General features: G+C 27.8%; 21 protein-coding genes. 7 read left to right on the top strand and 14 right to left on the bottom strand.

Features of this window, described 5'->3' with window-relative positions; translation table 11 throughout:
• Window positions 1–68: 68 nt before the first annotated feature.
• The 14 genes from argH to rpl7ae all read right to left on the bottom strand — a co-directional run bounded on the left by argH (window position 69) and on the right by rpl7ae (window position 10491).
• Window positions 69–1463, bottom strand: coding sequence for an argininosuccinate lyase (gene argH, locus MSCUN_RS01805; protein ID WP_095609061.1), 1395 nt, complete (start codon window positions 1461–1463; stop codon window positions 69–71).
• A gap of 313 nt (window positions 1464–1776) precedes the next feature.
• A complete protein-coding gene (locus tag MSCUN_RS01800; RefSeq protein WP_011406218.1) occupies window positions 1777–1932 on the bottom strand; it encodes a 30S ribosomal protein S27ae in 156 nt (51 codons plus the stop codon).
• A 38-nt stretch (window positions 1933–1970) separates the two neighbouring features.
• Window positions 1971–2285, bottom strand: coding sequence for an eS24 family ribosomal protein (locus MSCUN_RS01795; protein ID WP_095609134.1), 315 nt, complete (start codon window positions 2283–2285; stop codon window positions 1971–1973).
• Between the two features lie 5 nt (window positions 2286–2290).
• Window positions 2291–2815 carry a GTP-dependent dephospho-CoA kinase family protein gene (locus tag MSCUN_RS01790; RefSeq protein ID WP_095609060.1) on the bottom strand — a complete coding sequence of 175 codons (525 nt, stop codon included), beginning with the start codon at window positions 2813–2815 and terminating at the stop codon, window positions 2291–2293.
• 22 nt (window positions 2816–2837) lie between these two features.
• The gene (gene spt4, locus MSCUN_RS01785) at window positions 2838–3023 is read right to left on the bottom strand and encodes a transcription elongation factor subunit Spt4 (protein ID WP_095609059.1); all 186 of its coding nucleotides are present in this window, start codon (window positions 3021–3023) and stop codon (window positions 2838–2840) included.
• A 58-nt stretch (window positions 3024–3081) separates the two neighbouring features.
• The gene (locus tag MSCUN_RS01780) at window positions 3082–3624 is read right to left on the bottom strand and encodes a DNA-directed RNA polymerase (RefSeq protein ID WP_180738354.1); all 543 of its coding nucleotides are present in this window, start codon (window positions 3622–3624) and stop codon (window positions 3082–3084) included.
• Window positions 3625–3762: 138 nt separating this feature from the next.
• Window positions 3763–4170, bottom strand: coding sequence for a type II toxin-antitoxin system VapC family toxin (locus MSCUN_RS01775; RefSeq protein ID WP_170103984.1), 408 nt, complete (start codon window positions 4168–4170; stop codon window positions 3763–3765).
• Entirely contained in the window at window positions 4151–5380 is a 1230-nt protein-coding gene (locus MSCUN_RS01770) for a translation initiation factor IF-2 subunit gamma (protein WP_095609057.1), read from the bottom strand. Before MSCUN_RS01770 ends, MSCUN_RS01775 begins: the two co-directional genes overlap by 20 nt.
• Before the next feature lie 49 nt (window positions 5381–5429).
• Window positions 5430–5825 carry a 30S ribosomal protein S6e gene (locus MSCUN_RS01765; protein ID WP_095609056.1) on the bottom strand — a complete coding sequence of 132 codons (396 nt, stop codon included), beginning with the start codon at window positions 5823–5825 and terminating at the stop codon, window positions 5430–5432.
• Between the two features lie 251 nt (window positions 5826–6076).
• Window positions 6077–7921, bottom strand: a complete 1845-nt coding sequence (gene infB, locus MSCUN_RS01760; protein WP_095609055.1) for a translation initiation factor IF-2 — start codon at window positions 7919–7921, stop codon at window positions 6077–6079.
• Between the two features lie 952 nt (window positions 7922–8873).
• On the bottom strand, window positions 8874–9332 hold the full coding sequence (gene ndk, locus MSCUN_RS01755; RefSeq protein ID WP_095609054.1) for a nucleoside-diphosphate kinase: 459 nt from the start codon (window positions 9330–9332) through the stop codon (window positions 8874–8876).
• Complete coding sequence (locus MSCUN_RS01750; RefSeq protein WP_095609053.1) at window positions 9329–9487, bottom strand: 50S ribosomal protein L24e; 159 nt, start codon at window positions 9485–9487, stop codon at window positions 9329–9331. The genes ndk and MSCUN_RS01750 overlap by 4 nt, the downstream gene beginning before the upstream one ends.
• Window positions 9488–9577: 90 nt before the next feature.
• Window positions 9578–9784 (bottom strand): 30S ribosomal protein S28e, encoded by a 207-nt coding sequence (locus tag MSCUN_RS01745; protein ID WP_095609052.1) that lies wholly within the window; start codon window positions 9782–9784, stop codon window positions 9578–9580.
• A 335-nt stretch (window positions 9785–10119) separates the two neighbouring features.
• Window positions 10120–10491, bottom strand: a complete 372-nt coding sequence (gene rpl7ae, locus MSCUN_RS01740; protein ID WP_095609051.1) for a 50S ribosomal protein L7Ae — start codon at window positions 10489–10491, stop codon at window positions 10120–10122.
• A 685-nt stretch (window positions 10492–11176) separates the two neighbouring features.
• Here rpl7ae and MSCUN_RS01735 point away from each other — a divergent pair.
• The 7 genes from MSCUN_RS01735 (at window position 11177) to MSCUN_RS01715 (ending at window position 17408) form a co-directional block, all read left to right on the top strand.
• Entirely contained in the window at window positions 11177–11995 is an 819-nt protein-coding gene (locus tag MSCUN_RS01735) for a UbiA family prenyltransferase (protein ID WP_095609132.1), read from the top strand.
• 496 nt (window positions 11996–12491) lie between these two features.
• Window positions 12492–12620, top strand: a complete 129-nt coding sequence (locus MSCUN_RS08425) for a hypothetical protein (protein ID WP_275542270.1) — start codon at window positions 12492–12494, stop codon at window positions 12618–12620.
• Window positions 12621–12687: 67 nt separating this feature from the next.
• Window positions 12688–13089 (top strand): hypothetical protein, encoded by a 402-nt coding sequence (locus MSCUN_RS01730; RefSeq protein ID WP_095609050.1) that lies wholly within the window; start codon window positions 12688–12690, stop codon window positions 13087–13089.
• Window positions 13090–13800: 711 nt separating this feature from the next.
• Window positions 13801–14952 (top strand): ORC1-type DNA replication protein, encoded by a 1152-nt coding sequence (locus tag MSCUN_RS01725; RefSeq protein WP_095609049.1) that lies wholly within the window; start codon window positions 13801–13803, stop codon window positions 14950–14952.
• Between the two features lie 50 nt (window positions 14953–15002).
• Window positions 15003–15146, top strand: coding sequence for a hypothetical protein (locus tag MSCUN_RS08250; RefSeq protein WP_170103982.1), 144 nt, complete (start codon window positions 15003–15005; stop codon window positions 15144–15146).
• Window positions 15147–15205: 59 nt separating this feature from the next.
• Window positions 15206–15643 (top strand): archease, encoded by a 438-nt coding sequence (locus tag MSCUN_RS01720; RefSeq protein ID WP_095609048.1) that lies wholly within the window; start codon window positions 15206–15208, stop codon window positions 15641–15643.
• 316 nt (window positions 15644–15959) lie between these two features.
• Window positions 15960–17408, top strand: coding sequence for an RtcB family protein (locus tag MSCUN_RS01715; protein WP_095609047.1), 1449 nt, complete (start codon window positions 15960–15962; stop codon window positions 17406–17408).
• Window positions 17409–17410 lie beyond the last annotated feature (2 nt).

Raw genomic sequence — 17410 nt, 5'->3', positions numbered from 1 at the left:
TTTTTTATAATAAACTTTTATTTGATTTCCCTATTAATTTTAAGATTATCTTATTATTTTTTATACTTTTAACTTAAAAAGTTTTCCATATTTTTAATTGCATCTTTAACAGCACTAGGTGCAGGACCACCCTGAACTGTTCGTGCTTTAACATTTAATGCAGGATCAAGTGCTTGTTTTACAAGTTCATCCCCAAGATTTACAGGTTTTCCTGTAACTTCAATTGCTGCTTTGTTTATAAACTCATCATCTAAGTCTGTTGCTTTAAGATTTTGTTCTATTGCATCTGATACAACACGTCCTACAATATTATGAGCTGTTCTAAATGGCATGTTTTTCTCACGTACCATTACATCAGCTAGTTCTGTTGCTGTAGCAAAGTTTGCACCAGCAAGTTCTGCAGTTCTTTGTTTGTTAATTGTTAGTGTTGCAAGCATTCCATGTACAATTTGAAGAATATCATTTGTATTATCAACAGCACTCCAAAGATGTGGTGTAATTTCTTGTAAGTCACGATTATAACTATGTGGTATACCTTTAAGAATACTCATAATAGTCATAAGTTCTCCATATGCAATTGTACTTTTACCTCTTGCAAGTTCTGCTATATCTGGGTTTTTCTTTTGTGGCATAATTGATGAGGTTGATGAGTATGCATTTGAACATTCAACCATTCTAAATTCATAACTACTCCATATTACAATTTCATCAGCAATTTTACCAAGAGTAGTTGATAGCATTGCATAATCAAATACACTTTCTGCTATAAAATCACGACTACTTACTCCATCAATAGAGTTATCCATAACTTCACTAAATCCTAGTAGTTGTGCTGTTCGTTTACGATTTATTGGAAAACCAGTTGTTGCAAGTGCAGCAGATCCTAAAGGACTCATATCTACACGTTTATATGTATCCATAAATCTTTCACAATCACGTCTTAATTCATTAGCATAAGCCATAAGGTGGTGTGCAAAGGTATTAGGTTGTGCATGTTGCAAGTGTGTATATGCAATAAAAAGAGTATCAAGATTTTCTTTAGCCATATTAACAATAGTTGTGATAAAATCTTTAATGTTACTTATTGTATTTTCAATTTCATCTTTAAGTGTTAATCTTATATCTGTACATACTTGATCATTACGACTTTTTGCTGTGTGCATAAATCCTGCTTCAGGTCCTATGAGATTTGTTATATAATCTTCTAGTGCCATATGAATATCCTCAAAACTAGGATCAAGATTTAATGCATCTATTCCTTCATCTTCAAGTTTATCAAGAGCAGCAAGTATTTTTTCACCAGCTTCTTTTGGAATTATACCTTCTTCTGTAAGCATAGTAGTATGTGCACGGTTAACTTTTATATCTGCATCAAAAATTCTTTTATCAAACTCAATTGATGATGAAAACTTAGCTGCATCATCACTCATTTGTCCATCAAAACGTCCAGCTCTTAAATCCATAAATTATCAATTCCTCATAAATTGGTTAAAAAAATGTATATTTAATTTAGTATTCCTATTTGTAAAAAAAAAATTAAATTTTAATTCCTTTATATTTCTAAATTTTCTAATTTAAAACTATATAATTATTAATTTTTAAACCTTTCGAAGAAATAAAACCAATAGTTAAAAAAGATGATTTTAATTAAAAGATAAAAAAAAATTATTTTTTTTATAAAAAAAGTGTTTATTGGGGGTGAAAGTTTTTAGTTTAATGTATTTTTAGATTCCGTGTTTCTATATTAATTATATTTAAAATTACAATATAATATATTTATTCATTTTTCCATTGTGTATATCCACATCTTCCACATGCATATCTATCACCGTGGTCAGCCATGAATATTCCATGTGAGCATCTTACACATTCTGGATTTTTTCTTACAATTTTACCGTCTTTAACTTCGTATAATTCGTATTTTTTTGACATTTTTATTATTCTCCATTAAAATTGTGTGTATTTTTTATCTATTCTTCTTCTACTTCTACTTCTTCTTCAACTTCTGGTTCTTCGTTTTTAAGAATTACAGATTCAGGTTCGATTTCGTTGAGTTTTTCTATGGAATCATATATTTTTGCAACACCAACTGCTGTTGCTACTCCATAACTAGGCTTCATTGAGTCCACCACGAGGAGATCGTTAGATGCATCTGTTAATGCAACAAGTTTGTGTTTTACATCTAATATATTTGGTGTTCCTTCTTCTGGGTATATACATTCAAATTTAATTTCTTCTCTGTTTAATAATGGGTTTTCTTTACGTTCGATTATTTCTATATCCATAAATATCACTCTATTTTTTTCTCTTCATTTATTAATTGTTTATAATAATTTTCTGCCTTTTCATAGGCTTCATTAACATTAAGTAAAACAACACCTTCTTTTGGTTGTCCATAAAGAATTAGTGTGTCTTTTGGTGCATTTAATACGCAAGGTAGAACTGCTAGATCTTCTTCTCCATCTACAATTATTATAGCTGGATTATCTTTTGATGCTTCTTTGAGTGTTTTATTTATTGCATCTTCTAGTTGTTCAGTTAGAGTCCCTGCTGGATTATCTACATATATTATATTATCTGTATGATTTAAGTTATTTTGTACAGGTTCACGTTCTATCAAGTTATCTATTATGCAAATTTGAGGTATTAGATTTGCTTCTACTAGATTTCTTGATGTTACATCTCCTATACTGATTATTAGTTTATCTTCTGATAATTGTTTTTCTAGTGGATCTTCTATTAAATCAATAGATTTGTGCAATTCACCTAAAGGTTCTTTTAAGTCTTGTCTAAGATTTTTTGGTAGTATTAGCACGTATTTTATCTCCCTTTTTGATTTATTTATTGACTTTTAATGCGTATCTTCCTGGCATTGTTATGTTTAACTCTTCAGCTAACTTTGAATTATCAGGATCAGTTACTACAATTAGTCCACTCCAATCACTTGATGTTTCACTATCACATATTGGACATTTCTTATCATATGAGATATATTTACATCTTTGACATGCTCGTTCAGCCATTTCTTATTCCCTCAGTTTTTAACTTTTTTTTCATACTTTGAAAATATTAATTACTCATTTAAAGTTTAAGTTTTTCTTCTTCAATCCATTCAAAACGACCGAGTCCAGGTTGTCTCATGGTAAGACCAATCTTACAATCTTTTGTATTGTTTCCTTTCATACTAAGTGCTACAATACGTGCTCGTACAAAGTCGCCTTCATCGAGGGATTTATCAGTTTCATTTGCTACAAGAGCACCACGTTTCATATCATATGTAATGTAGTCATTTGTTATTTGTGAAACGTGTACAAGTCCATCCATAGGACCAATTCTTACAAATGCTCCAAATTCAATAATTTCGATTACTTCTCCATCAACAACTTCATGTAGTGTTGGTGTGTAGAATAATGCATTGAATTTAACATGATAGAATGCGGATCCATCTCCTATTACAACTTTTCCTTCATCATGTTCTAAAACATCAGTAACAATTACAAGTATTCCTAAGTTTTTATCAACTTCTCCAACATACTTCCTATTTAGAAGTTCTGCTGTTATTTCCTTTAATGGTTGATCAAACATGTTAGGTGGTACTCTTACTGTATCTTCTATAGTTACTATTTGGTACACTTTATAACCTCTTATTTAATTATCTTCTTTGAAAAGTTTGATAGCTTTTTTTTTATCTTAAATTTATTAATTTTTTCTCATTATATAACAAATGAAAATATTTTTTTTCTTTAACTAAATTCAGGGAATCTAGTTTATATATCCATCAACTTCAAGAAATTTATGTTGTCTTAAATAAATAACATTAATTCCACGCTTTCGTGCACGACGTCTTAAGTTCTTATCATTAGTACATAAAACATCTTTATCATCACATAAGTTAAGTAGAACATCATCAACTGCCATGTCTTTTTGAACATCAATTACCTTAAATGGTTTTTGTTGTGCATACTGATATGCCATTGATGCTGCTAGTTTATCTTTTCCACGTAGAGTTTTTTTAAGTAAAGACAATTCATCTAATATGACAGATGGTACAATTAATTCATAATATGATGGTAGTTTAAGTTTTAATTCATTTACTACATCTACTTTTAATTGAAACATCATCATTAAAAAATTTGTATCAATAATTGCCTTACATTTTGATGATTCCATAACCTATAAGTCTCCATCTAGCTCCAACACGACGACTTAAAGCTACACGTTGTCCATCTTCTGCACATACAGGTAATCTTAGTTGTACATCTACGGTATTATTACGTGCACTACTTACAAGTCCTACAGTTGTTGTTGTACCTATGTTTATCATTAGGTTTTCTGATGAATGAATAGGTTCTACATCTGTTTCATCTTTTGTACCAACTACACGATCAAGTAGGAATGTTTCCATTGTAAATTCTTGTATTGTTGGTGGTAATGTTCCAGGTTTTCCAGCAATAGATCCTGATAATGAATCTGCTTTTGTAAGTGATGGATCTAGTTTAAGTGCTACTCCAATAAGTCCTCCTGGTTGTACTTCATCAACAAAGTTATCTGCTGCTTCAAGTCCTGTGATTGTGGATGTTAAACTTTTCCACTCTGTTTTACCTTTATTTTTAACTTGAATTCCTGGTTTGATTTCAATGTCTTCTCCAACTTTAAGTTTTCCTTCAACAAGAGATCCTCCAATAATTCCACCGTTAATTTTTTTAGGTGTTGTTCCAGGCTTATTTATATCAAATGATCTTGCAACATATAATTTTGGATTTGATTCAAGAGAACGTTCTGGTGTTTTTATATAATCTTGTATTGTTTCAATAAGAATATCTATATTAGCACCTTGTTGTGCACTTATAGGTATGATTGGTACACCTTCTGCACATGTTCCTTTTACAAATTCTTTTATTTCATTATAGTTTTCAATTGCTTTTTCTTTTGTTACTGTATCAATTTTATTTTGTACTACAATAACATTTTTTACACCAATTACATCAAGAGCCATTAAATGTTCTTTGGTTTGTGGTTGTGGACATGGTTCATTTGCTCCTATTACAAGGATTGCTCCGTCCATTATTGCTGCACCTGAGAGCATTGTTGCCATTAATGTTTCGTGTCCTGGTGAATCAACAAATGATACTTTTCTGAGTATTTCTGTTTCAGAACCACAGTGTTCACAAGTTTCTAGTGTAGTGTAACATTGAGGTGCTTCACATACAGGACATTTCCTGAATGTTATATCAGCATAACCAAGCCTTATTGAAATTCCTCTTTTTGCTTCTTCACTGTGAGTATCTGTCCATATTCCAGATAGTGCTTTGGTTAATGTTGTTTTTCCATGATCAACGTGACCTACTAATCCAATGTTAACTTCGGATTGTACATCCATAAGTTACACCTCCAATTTTTGTGGGATAATATAAATTATTTTATATTATCTATTCTTCTGCTTGTTCTTCTTCTGGTTCTGCGAAAATTTCAGCTAGTGTTTGATCTCCTCTTTCTGAAACTTTTACATTTATTTGGGATATATCATCAGCAATTGTGTTTCCACGTACTGTTTTTCTTCTTCTTAATCCTTTTTTGGTAGGTTTAAATCCTGTTCCACCATCTACTAGACTTTTGAATCTGCGTGTTCCATCTACATCTGCTTTCATTGGGAAACCGTTTTTGTCACTACCACCGGTTATTTCTAATTTGTAACCTTTGAGTCCTAGAACTCCTCCTGCAAATTCGTCTCCGATTTTAAGACCATTTACAACGTTTGCATCTTTATCATCAAGTTCTAATTGGTATGTTACATCTTCATCTGATACTACTACTTTGTATACCATTATATGTCTCCTTTTTAAGTTTATTTTTTTAAATTTTTTTTTAAATTTTTTAATCTAAAAGTAAAAAAATATAATATTTTTTTTTAGTATTTATTTTTAAATTGTGCAAAAAAATTGTAAATGATATTATGTATAATAACCATCCATTTTTTTTTACTTTTAAATTTTTTATACTTTTTTTTTATTATTATTTTTTTTTACACAATTAAACGCTTTAGTACATAATTCTACGACTTATTATTTTTTTTTAGCTATTCGTAGAAGTCTTCATATTCATCTTCATCTAGTGTGTCAAGCTCACTCCAATCAGTGTTTATTACTCCCCAGTTAGGATCTTCTGATTGTTGTTTGATTTCTTTAAGTTCATCCATTGTATGACGTTCATCATCAAGAAGTTTACTATCAAATTCTTCTTCTATTGCTAAGAAGTTTCGCTCTGACATGTCAACGTATAGTACATCTCCTTCTTCGAAGTCTTTTTCAAATACTGCATCAGATATTGCCATTGCAACTTGTGATCCACGAGATGCTTTTGAAAGATTTTCTCCATTATCTTCCATACTTTCAACTTTTCCTACTACGTTTCCTTTTTCATTAATAAGTGTCACACCTCTTTGTATTATTCCAGACATTATTTCAACACCTGCAATTGCAGGTTTACTATGTCTAAATACAAGTTTTGGTATGATTCTTATTTTAGATGGTCTGATTATTGAAGCTAGTCTTTGTTCTTTTTGTCGTTCTTTAGCAGTGTTTACCCAGTCTAGGTAATCTTCTGTTAACTGGTAGATTACTTTATCTTGGAATACTTTAATTTCTTGGTTATTAAGTTCTTCCTCAGCTGATGGTAATATGTTAACATTAAATCCTACTACTACTCCATATTTTTTATCTTCTTCATACATGATTGATGCATTTATTATATCACGACGTGATATATCACCAATTTCTGCTGATTTTATTGGAATATCTTTTTGATCTAGTATGTTAACTAGTGCTTCTAAAGAACCAAGTGTATCTGCTTTAACTATTATACCTATATCATTTGTTTGTATACGTATATTGTCAACTTCAGATAGTAGTTCATCTTCTACCTTTTCATCATTTGCGTTTGCAACTTTAAGAGGTGATCCTGCTACAACATCATCAACGTGTGGTGCTACAATTTTAACACCAGCTGCTGCAACAATTTCATCTGTGTTTTCAAACATTGTTTTTGATTCTCTGATTTCCTCAAGTGGTTTTGGTTTAAGAAGTGATCTAATCTTAGTTGAGATAACTTTATTATCCTTAGTTAACATCATGATACGATCATCTTTATTAAGAAGACCATCATAGATAATTGTATCTATTGTAAGACCTAGTCCTTTTTCTTCTTTAACTTCTAGTACTGTTCCTTCTGCTGGTGAATTTTCTTCAATTTGAAGTTGTTCACGTAGATATTGGTATGCAAGTCCTAGTAGCATTGTAAGAAGTTCTGTTAAACCTTCACCTGACATCGCACTAATTGGAACTATTGTAATTTGACTTGCAAAGTTACTTATCCGATCAAAGCGTTCAGATTCAAAACCTTCCTCATGTAGTGTTCCAACAATTTCATAGAGTTTCTGATCTAGTTTAAATACTATATCACTATCTTGTTGTTTCATAGATTCTGTGAAAGATGCATTTTCAACACTTTTCCATCCAGGAATTTTATCTATTTTGTTTGCTGCTACTACAAATGGTGTTTTTGATGATTTTAGAATGTTTAATGCCTCATATGTTTGAGGTTTAAATCCTTCATTCACATCTAATATAAGAATTGCTAAATCTGCTAGTGATCCACCACGTTTTCGTAGTGTGGTAAAAGCTTCATGTCCTGGTGTATCTATAAAAAATAGACCAGGTAATTTTTCATTAATACTCATTCTTTCCAGGAATTCACCACAAATTGATGAGATAACATCCATTGGAATTTCAGTTGCACCAATATGCTGTGTTATACCACCTGCTTCTTTTGCTGCTATAGTACTACCACGTATGTTATCAAGAAGGGTAGTTTTTCCATGATCTACATGACCTAAAACAGATACAATAGGTGATCTTGTTTTCATTTTATTATTCTCCCTATAAAAAAATATATTGACCTTAAATTCAATATTTAAGGATTTTTATCCATTGAACCTTATTTATTAAACAGTAGATTAACTAAAAGTTAAAACTTCACACTTTTTTTTGTGGAAATTTACTGATTAAAAAAATATCCATTTTATCATAATATTTTTATAAAAGATTTAATAACCCATTAATAAAGAAACATTCTCCTTTCTTTAATTTAATATAAAAGAGTATGTGCTTGGGTTTTTTTCTTTTTTTATTAAAAATATCTTATAAAAAAAATATTCCTGAAAAACTTTTTACTATTTTTCTAATTCTATTTTTTAATGTAATTTTTGAAAAAAATAATAATATTTTTTTTTCATCTTATATTTCATTATTCAAATAAATGATAAGTTAGTCTTTTTTTTGTAAAATTATAAAAAAAAATTTCACATCTTATTAGTAAATATAATACGAATGATTAACAACTTAAAAAGATTAATTATTCGCTTTTTAGTATTTTAAAAACTATTCTAAATTCATATAATAAAGAATAAAATTTTAAATTTTTTAAATAAAAAATCTATACTAATTTTTTTTTACTATTTTTTTTCTTATACTTATTAAATTGGGTTTTTTTTATTTTCTTAATGATTAAATAAAAGAGTTTTTTTTATTATTTTTTAATTATTTTTTTTACGCGTAAATTAAAATAAATATTTATTCTTTGGTTTTTGAAAGTTTATTTATTTAATATTAAAAAAACTCAAACTTTTTTTTATTTGTTAATAAAAAAAAATATGTTACTATAAACTTTTTTTTTATAATTAATTCAAAAAAAAAATATTCATTATACTTTTTTTGAATATTATGAAACTCATTTTATTTTTTTCAACATTTTTTTTTACATTAATAAAATAAAATAGTATTTTTTAGTAAAAAAGAGCAAATAAAAGAAAAAATTTCTTATGGCTCTTCATATATTATATCTTCATCAGGTAATTCATAATCACAGAATTCTGATTCATCGAAGAATAAATTAATTTCTCTTTCTGCTGATTCTTCTGAATCTGAAGCATGTACAATGTTACGTCCTGTGTCTATTGCATAATCTCCACGGATTGTACCTACTGCTGCTTCTTTAGGATTGGTTGCACCAACCATTTTTCTTACCATACTTATTACATCGTCGCCTTCTAGTACCATTGCAAATACTGGTCCGCTTGTAATGTATGAGATTAAATCTCCAAAGAATGGTTTGTCACTATGTTCTCCATAGTGTGTTTTTGCAAGATCATCAGAAATCATAAGTGTTTTAGCTGCTACTATTTTTAATCCACGTTTTTCAAATCTAGCTAAAATTTCACCGGTTAGTCTTCTTTTAACTGCATCTGGTTTTAACATGGTAAAAGTTCTTTGTTTCATTGTTTAACCCACTTAACTTTCCTTGGAACTCTTCCGAGTTTGTCATTTTTTTCACATTTGCTGCTGCAGAAGAAAGAAATTGATCCATCTCTACGAACATACATTTTTCCTGTACCTTGTGGTATTTCTTTTCCACAAAATGAACATGTTCTCATATTTAAACTCCTATTAAATATTTTGTGTAAGAATATTTCATATAAAAAAATACAATAATTAAGATTTCACTAAAAATTAAATCATTAACCTTATGGTGTTCTGATTTCTTTAGCTTCTCTTATTGTATCTAGTAACATTAATACGTCGCCTTTTTTAATAGCTCCCATAACGTTTCTAGTGAGTATTCTTCCTTTATCTCTTCCATCAAGTATTCTGCATTTTACTTGCATTACTTCTCCAGTCATTCCTGTTCTTTTTAAAACTTCAATAACTTCTGCTGGAGTACCGTCTTCCATATAATCACCTTATAGTTATGTAAATAATTGGTTTAAAAATAAATTAAATAAAATATAATTCCAACTAAAACTTTTTTTTTGGTTATGATCATTAAAAAAAAGTAATTTAAGGTTTAAATTGAGAATGTTTCTCAAATTCCCTCTCTTTTTTGAATATTTCTTATCTGTCTTTTTAATATGTAAAGATTTAAAATATTTTTTTTTTATTGCTAAAATAAAAGATTACTTTCCTTACCAAAAATACTTATGTGGTAATTTTTTTAAGTCATACTAGTATTTTTTTTTAGTTGAGTTTATTTTATATGTATTTATAAAATATTTTTGTGCCAATTTACTTATTCTTTGAGTTCTGCGACTTTTGCAACTATTTCGTCAACTAATTCTTGACCTTCACCAGCATCAATGATACATGCGGATGCTGTGCCCACGTTAAGTCCAGCAGCTTCTCCTAATTCTTCTTTGGTTGGAAGATATACGTAAGGAATGTCTTTTTCTTCTGCTAAGATAGGTAAGTGTGCAACGATTTCAGCTGGTTCAATATCTTCTGCGATAACAGCTAAAGCAACATTGTTTCTTTCAATGTTTTTTGTTACTTCGTTTGTTCCTTTTCCTATTTTACCTGTATCTCTTGCTATTTCTAAAGCTTCGTAAACTTTATCAGCTATTTCTTTTGGTACTTCAAATTTTACATATACTGAATTTGCCATTTAATGTCCTCCATTATCATCTGGCTTTTAACCATCCATTCACCATGTAAATTTGAATTATGAAAAAATATTAGATAAGAAATTTTATTTCATGGATAATAAAAAATAGAATTTCATCAGTGTATTTTTATATTATAATTATTTTTTTTGTATTTTGTTATTGTACACTAATATTAGTTAAAATCCTACAAAATCCATTCATCCTATCATATCTTTTATAATATCATGGTTTTGGCTGATTAAATGACCTATTTAATAAAATATAATTTATAAATAAAAAATATTCTAATTTAAAACTCCTTAATGAGTGATACTCATTCGCTCACAGTTTTAAGTATGTTAAAAATTAGTTATTATATAATTATGTAACTAATTTAATATAAAGCTTATGTATAAAACATAAGTTTCTTAAAAAAAAGAGTATTTATTTTTTCTATAATAATATATATGTAGATTATATAACACTAAATTTTAGGTAGATATTAAATTTTTAAATTATAATTTTTATTTTATTAGAAAAAACCATTTTTTTTATCTTTAACTTATTTTATCCTATAATAATATCTGATATATTCCACACATATAATAATATAAAAAAAATAGAAATTTAGACAAATTAATATTCATTAGATAAATAAAAAATTTAAAATAATTTATAATTTAAATAGGGGAGGATAAATAATTGATAAAGTCATACATCGAAATACTAAGACCTACAAATGCTCTAATGGCAGTTATTGCAGTTGTTCTAATGGCATTTATTAACAGATACTACATATGGCCTGCTGTTTTGGGAATTATTGCAGTATTTCTTGCAACAGGTGCAGGTAATGTGATAAATGATTATTGTGATTATGAAATTGATAAGATAAATAAGCCAAATAGACCAATTCCATCAGGTAGAATAAAACGGATAAATGCATTATATTATAGTCTTATACTTTTTGGTATTGCTATAATACTAGGATTTATAATATCAATACCTGTTGGTTTGCTTGTTGTTATTTGTACATTTCTTATGATATTATATGCATATGATCTTAAAAAAAGAACTCTTATTGGTAATATATGTGTATCTCTTCTTACAGCTTTAACATTCGTTTATGGTGGAATGATTGTATCTGATGTAATTTTAGGAGTTATTCTTGGAGTATTTGCATTTATAATGACACTTTCTCGTGAAATAATAAAAGATACAGAAGATATTAAAGGTGATAAACTTGAGAATGCAAAAACATTTCCAATAATATATGGAGCTAAAAAAGCAGTATATCTTGCTGTTATTCTTAATATTATAACATGTCTTCTAAGCCCACTATTGTATATTTATCATATATTTAACATTGGATACTTAGTTATAGTAATAATAGCTGATATCATGTTTATATACACAGCATATATGGCATTAGGAAGTTATAGTGAAGAAAACTTACATAAAGTATCAAAATATATGAAAATAGCAATGTGTATAGCATTTGTATCATTTGCAATAGGAACAATCTAAAAAAAAGATTAACTCATCTCCTCCCAATTTACATATTTTTTTAAATAAAAGTAAACAGTTACACTTTTTTATAATATGAAATATGAGACAAATTTTTTTTTAACCAGAATTAAAAATCATCCATCCAAACACTATTTTTTTTATAATCTCTTCTAGGATGAGTTGAAGAAAATGTATTCTTAATTTTATTTTTTTTATTTATTTATTTTTTTATACTTAAAATTATAAGTATAACTGTTTATACACTATTAAATACATAATAATTATTAGAAAACAAAAAGGGGGTGATAAAGATAAGTATAATATCCATAATTTATTTTATTAGTAATTTTCTTCTCTAAAACTTTAAAAATTACTTTTAACATGAATATCTTCTTCAAATTTAAAAGAGAGTAATTCTCTCTTAAATAGTATATTATACTTATATATGTTTATCATTAATAGTATTTCAAACTTTATATTAAACTTAAAATAAAATATTGTGGAGGAAAAACTAATGGAAAAACATATAACACTACATGGAAAAAATGGGGAAGTAGAAATTGTATTCTCAATGTGTAATCCCATTCCTACACTAAAAAAAGATTTTAACAAATTAAAACAATTAATAAGAATATTTATTTAATAACATTCTTATTTTATCTTTTTTTTAACAAAACAAAATAAAATTTAATTCTAATGGAGGTTTATTTATGGAAACTATTCTAGGATTTAATGATGATGGTTTATTTGTACAATATACTGGTAAAATAACTAAAAAGGTTGTTAAACGTAAAATAAAAGAGAAAGTGTATTCTTCAACACAGTATCATATTTCAGTTCCTCTTCCTCTTGTTAATTTTATTGATTCTGATGTTATTTTTATGAATCAAATTTCCAAAACAAAATATTCATTGTCATTAAATGAAGAAGAAGAGTCAATTAGATTAACTTTTAGGAAATCAAAATCACAATCAAAAAAGTATGCACATTATTTATTAACATTACCTAAGAAATTTTTTAGTTTTCTTGATTATGAATTTGTTGATGATATGGTTATGAATATTTTAGTTTATGTGAAAGATGGTAATATTCATATTGACTTATCATTATAATTATTCCTTGCTTTTTATTTTTTTATTTAAATAGTTATTTTTATTCTTATTAATTTAATTTATTGTTTCTTTATTTATTTCTATAGTACTTTATTAATTTGTTATTTTTATTATTTATGATACTTAGATATCACTATTTATTTTATATTATTATTGGTAGTCCTGCAGAAAGTGCATGTGGACGTTTTGCTATTCTTTGATAAAAAAAGTTATATGGTGATAAAGCATATTGTAATGGATCTGAGGCCGAATACTATTATAATAACAGTTGTCATTTTTCCTGTAGATACTGTAATAATTATGGTAACTGCAGCCATGAACATGTAAATGTTAATACTGGTTCTAATGTATTTATTAAGTATAAGGAATTACTTGAAAATGCTAAACATGTAATGAGTGATACTGAAATAACTTTTAAAAAATATATTAACAATTTAAAATGATTTTGAATATAAAGTATCTGTTCTAAAAAAATGATATTGAATTATATAGTAGATATGATTGATGTACTTAATAAGAAACTTATTATTATACTAATTTTTTTTCATACCTACTTTTTTTTCATGTATTATATAATACTAATAAATTTTCACTTTTTTTTGATCTTATAAGAGATATTATTTTAAATAAAACTAAATATGATCTTAATATAATTTAATAAATATATAAAATAAAAATTTTTTTTACGATTAAAAGAGGTGAGAAATTAGAATGGATTTAAATTCAAATATAAAAGACATACTTCTTCATGATGAAACAATTTTTCAAGATATTGAAGTATTTAATGCTGATTATATACCAGAAAACTTCACACTTAGAAATGGTCAAATTCAAGAAATGGCACTTTCAATAAGACCAGTTTTACATGGAGGAAAACCAATAAATAACCTAATACTAGGTCCACCTGCAACGGGTAAAACAACAGCAATAAAAAAGTTATTTGAAATAATAGAATTTAACTATTCAAATAAGATAGTATGTGTACATATTAACTGCCAATTACATTCAACAAAGTTTGACATATTCTCACAGATATATAAGAAAATATTTAATCATACACCACCTGAAACTGGAATACCATTTGCCAGACTATATAATAGTATAATGAGTGAACTTGAACGAAATGATAAATCATTAATTGTAGCTGTTGATGATATAAATCATCTATTTTCTAAAAATGTGATAAGTGAAGTATTTTATGATATACTACGTGCATATGAATCATATCCAACTGTTAAAACAGGAATATTTGCAGTACTATCTGATGTAAAATTTCAGCATGTACTAGATAAAAATGTAGGATCAATATTTAATGCTAATGAAATACATTTTAATCCATATAACTATGAGGAAATTGGACAAATTCTTAAAGAAAGAATAAAACTAGGATTTTATCCAACTGTAATATCAGATGATCTAGTTGATGAAATAGTAGACTACACATATAATATGGGAGATTTACGTCTTGGAATAGATCTTCTTCGTATGAGTGGAAATAATGCTGAAATACGTGCATCAAGACAAATATCAGATGAAGATGTAAAACGTGCAATGAAAACTGCTGAAAATAAAACATTAGATTATATTCTACAAGGATTATCAGATCGTGAAAAACACATGATATGGTTTATAAATAATCTTGGTGAGAAAAACTTAACATCAGGTAAGTTATATGAAGAATATAATATGAAATATCCAATAAGCTATTCAACATATAATCGTCTAATTAACAAGCTTGAATTTCTAAGATTACTTGATACAACCTATACAGGAAGCGGAAAAAAAGGAAATTCAAGATATGTAACACTCAGATTTAACAAAGAACAAATAAATGAATGTATAGAAGATGAAATAACAATATAAAACTAAAGGGGCAATCCCATGAAAAAAAATAGAAGTGGATGCTAAGTATTATGAGCTTTATAATAATTTTTGGAATAATATTCTGTTTAATACTTTGGATAATAATAGCAATATTTTTTAAAGACACATACATTAAAATGATAAAAGATGCAATAGAAAAACGCAGAGAAAAAAAGAAGAATTCTAAAAAATAATTAACAAATCAAATAAAAAAAAAGAAATAGTGGAAAAAAAATATAGGAGAAAAAAAAGTATGATGATGCAAAAAGAAGGATACAAATACTTTGATACAACAGCAGATATAGGAATAGATGTAATAGCAGATAATATGAACTTAGCATTTAAATTTGCAGCAATAGGTGTGATGAATCTAATAACAGATGTTGATAAAATAGAACCACAAAAACCAATGCAGGTAAATTTAACAAGTGAAGATATTGATAGTCTGCTTTATGATTGGATTACAGAATTATTAATGTTATTAAATAGTGATAATTATATCGCATCAGAATATGATATTAAAATAACACAAAATGGATCTGAATATCATCTTGAAGCTTTAATGATGGGTGATATATATGATACAACTAAGTATAATTATAAAACAGAAGTAAAAGCAATCACATATCATCTCATGGAAATTAAGAAAGAAAATGATCAAATACACATGAGGTTTATAGTAGATATCTAAAATGAACATAAAAAAAATTATAATTTAAACACCACCTCCCAAAAAATACACTTTTTTTTTATACACTTTTTTTTTGGAGAGGAAATAATTTTTTTCTTTTCTTCTAAATAAATATAAAAAAAAATAATAATACAAATTGTATTTATTATAACAATAAAAATAAAATACAATCTAAAACAAAAATCATTACATATAAATAAATTAATATAAAAAATAAAAAAATTTTCAAAAAAAAAATTATACAAGAAAATTATTAAAAATAACATTTTAATCACAACAACAAGAAAAGATATTTTTATAGGAGCAATGAACTAATATGGTTTCAAAAGATGATTTAGTAAAAGTACGAGATTGTGTATATGAAATACCAACAGATACCAGAAAAGATATGAGAGTACCAGCACGAGTATATCTAGATGATGAATCAATACAAAACATATCAGATGGAACTCTTGAACAAGTAGCAAATGTAGCAGCACTTGAAGGAATACAAAAAAGATCCATAGGACTACCAGACATACACTTTGGATATGGATTTCCAATAGGAGGAGTAGCAGCATTTGGAGAAAATGGTGGAGTAATAAGCCCTGGTGGTGTTGGATTTGACATAAACTGTGGAGTAAGATTACTTAAAACCAACCTTACAAAAGATGATATAAAACCATACATGAAAGACCTTGTAGATGAACTATTTAAAAAAGTACCATCAGGACTAGGAAGTAATGGAATAAAACACCTAAAAGAAAAAGAAATTGATGATGTACTAAAAAATGGTGCACGTTGGGCTGTAGAAAATGGTTATGGATGGGAAGAAGACCTAGAATTCATGGAAGAAAATGGATGTATGGATACAGCAGATCCTGATAAAGTATCAACCAAAGCAAAAAGACGAGGAATACCACAACTAGGATCACTAGGTAGTGGAAATCACTTCCTTGAAATACAAACAATCGGCGAAATATACGATGAAGATGTAGCAAAACAATATGGAGTTCAAAAAGATCAAGTAGTAGTACTCATACATACAGGATCACGTGGATGTGGATACCAGATATGTGCTGATAGTCTACGTGAAATGGATAAAACTGCAAAAAGACTAAAAATGGACATACCAGATAGACAACTTGCATGTGCACCAATTGACTCTGATGAAGCACAAAATTACCTAAAAGCAATGGCAGCAGGAGCAAACTATGCATGGACAAATAGACAAATGATCCAACACTGGGTACGAGAATCATTTGAAAATGTAATAGGAGAAGATGCTGAATCACTAGGAATGAATCTACTATATGATGTTGCACATAACATAATTAAAAAAGAAAAACATAAAATTGGAAAAAACAACAAAACAGTCTATGTACACAGAAAAGGTGCAACACGTGCATTTGGACCTGGACGTGAAGAAATACCAGAAGAATATCGTAGTGTAGGACAACCTGTAATAATACCAGGAACTATGGGAACAGCATCCTACTTACTTAGTGGAACTGAAACAGCAATGAATGAAACCTTTGGATCCACAGCACATGGAGCAGGACGTATACTAAGTCGTTCAGGTGCAAAACGTGAATTTACACCAGATGAAGTATCACAAAAACTAGCTAGTGAAGGAATTCTTCTTAAAGCAAATTCAAAACCAGTAATTGCAGAAGAAGCACCAAAAGCATATAAAAATATTGATGATGTAATAGATGTACTAGATAAAACAGGACTAAGTAATCCTGTAGCACAAATGAAACCACTAGGTGTAATTAAGGGGTAATC

Source organism: Methanosphaera cuniculi, from assembly GCF_003149675.1.
In the GTDB taxonomy this organism is placed as follows: domain Archaea; phylum Methanobacteriota; class Methanobacteria; order Methanobacteriales; family Methanobacteriaceae; genus Methanosphaera; species Methanosphaera cuniculi.
Note: the sequence above shows the minus strand (reverse complement) of the source record. Positions and strands in the feature narration are given on the sequence as shown.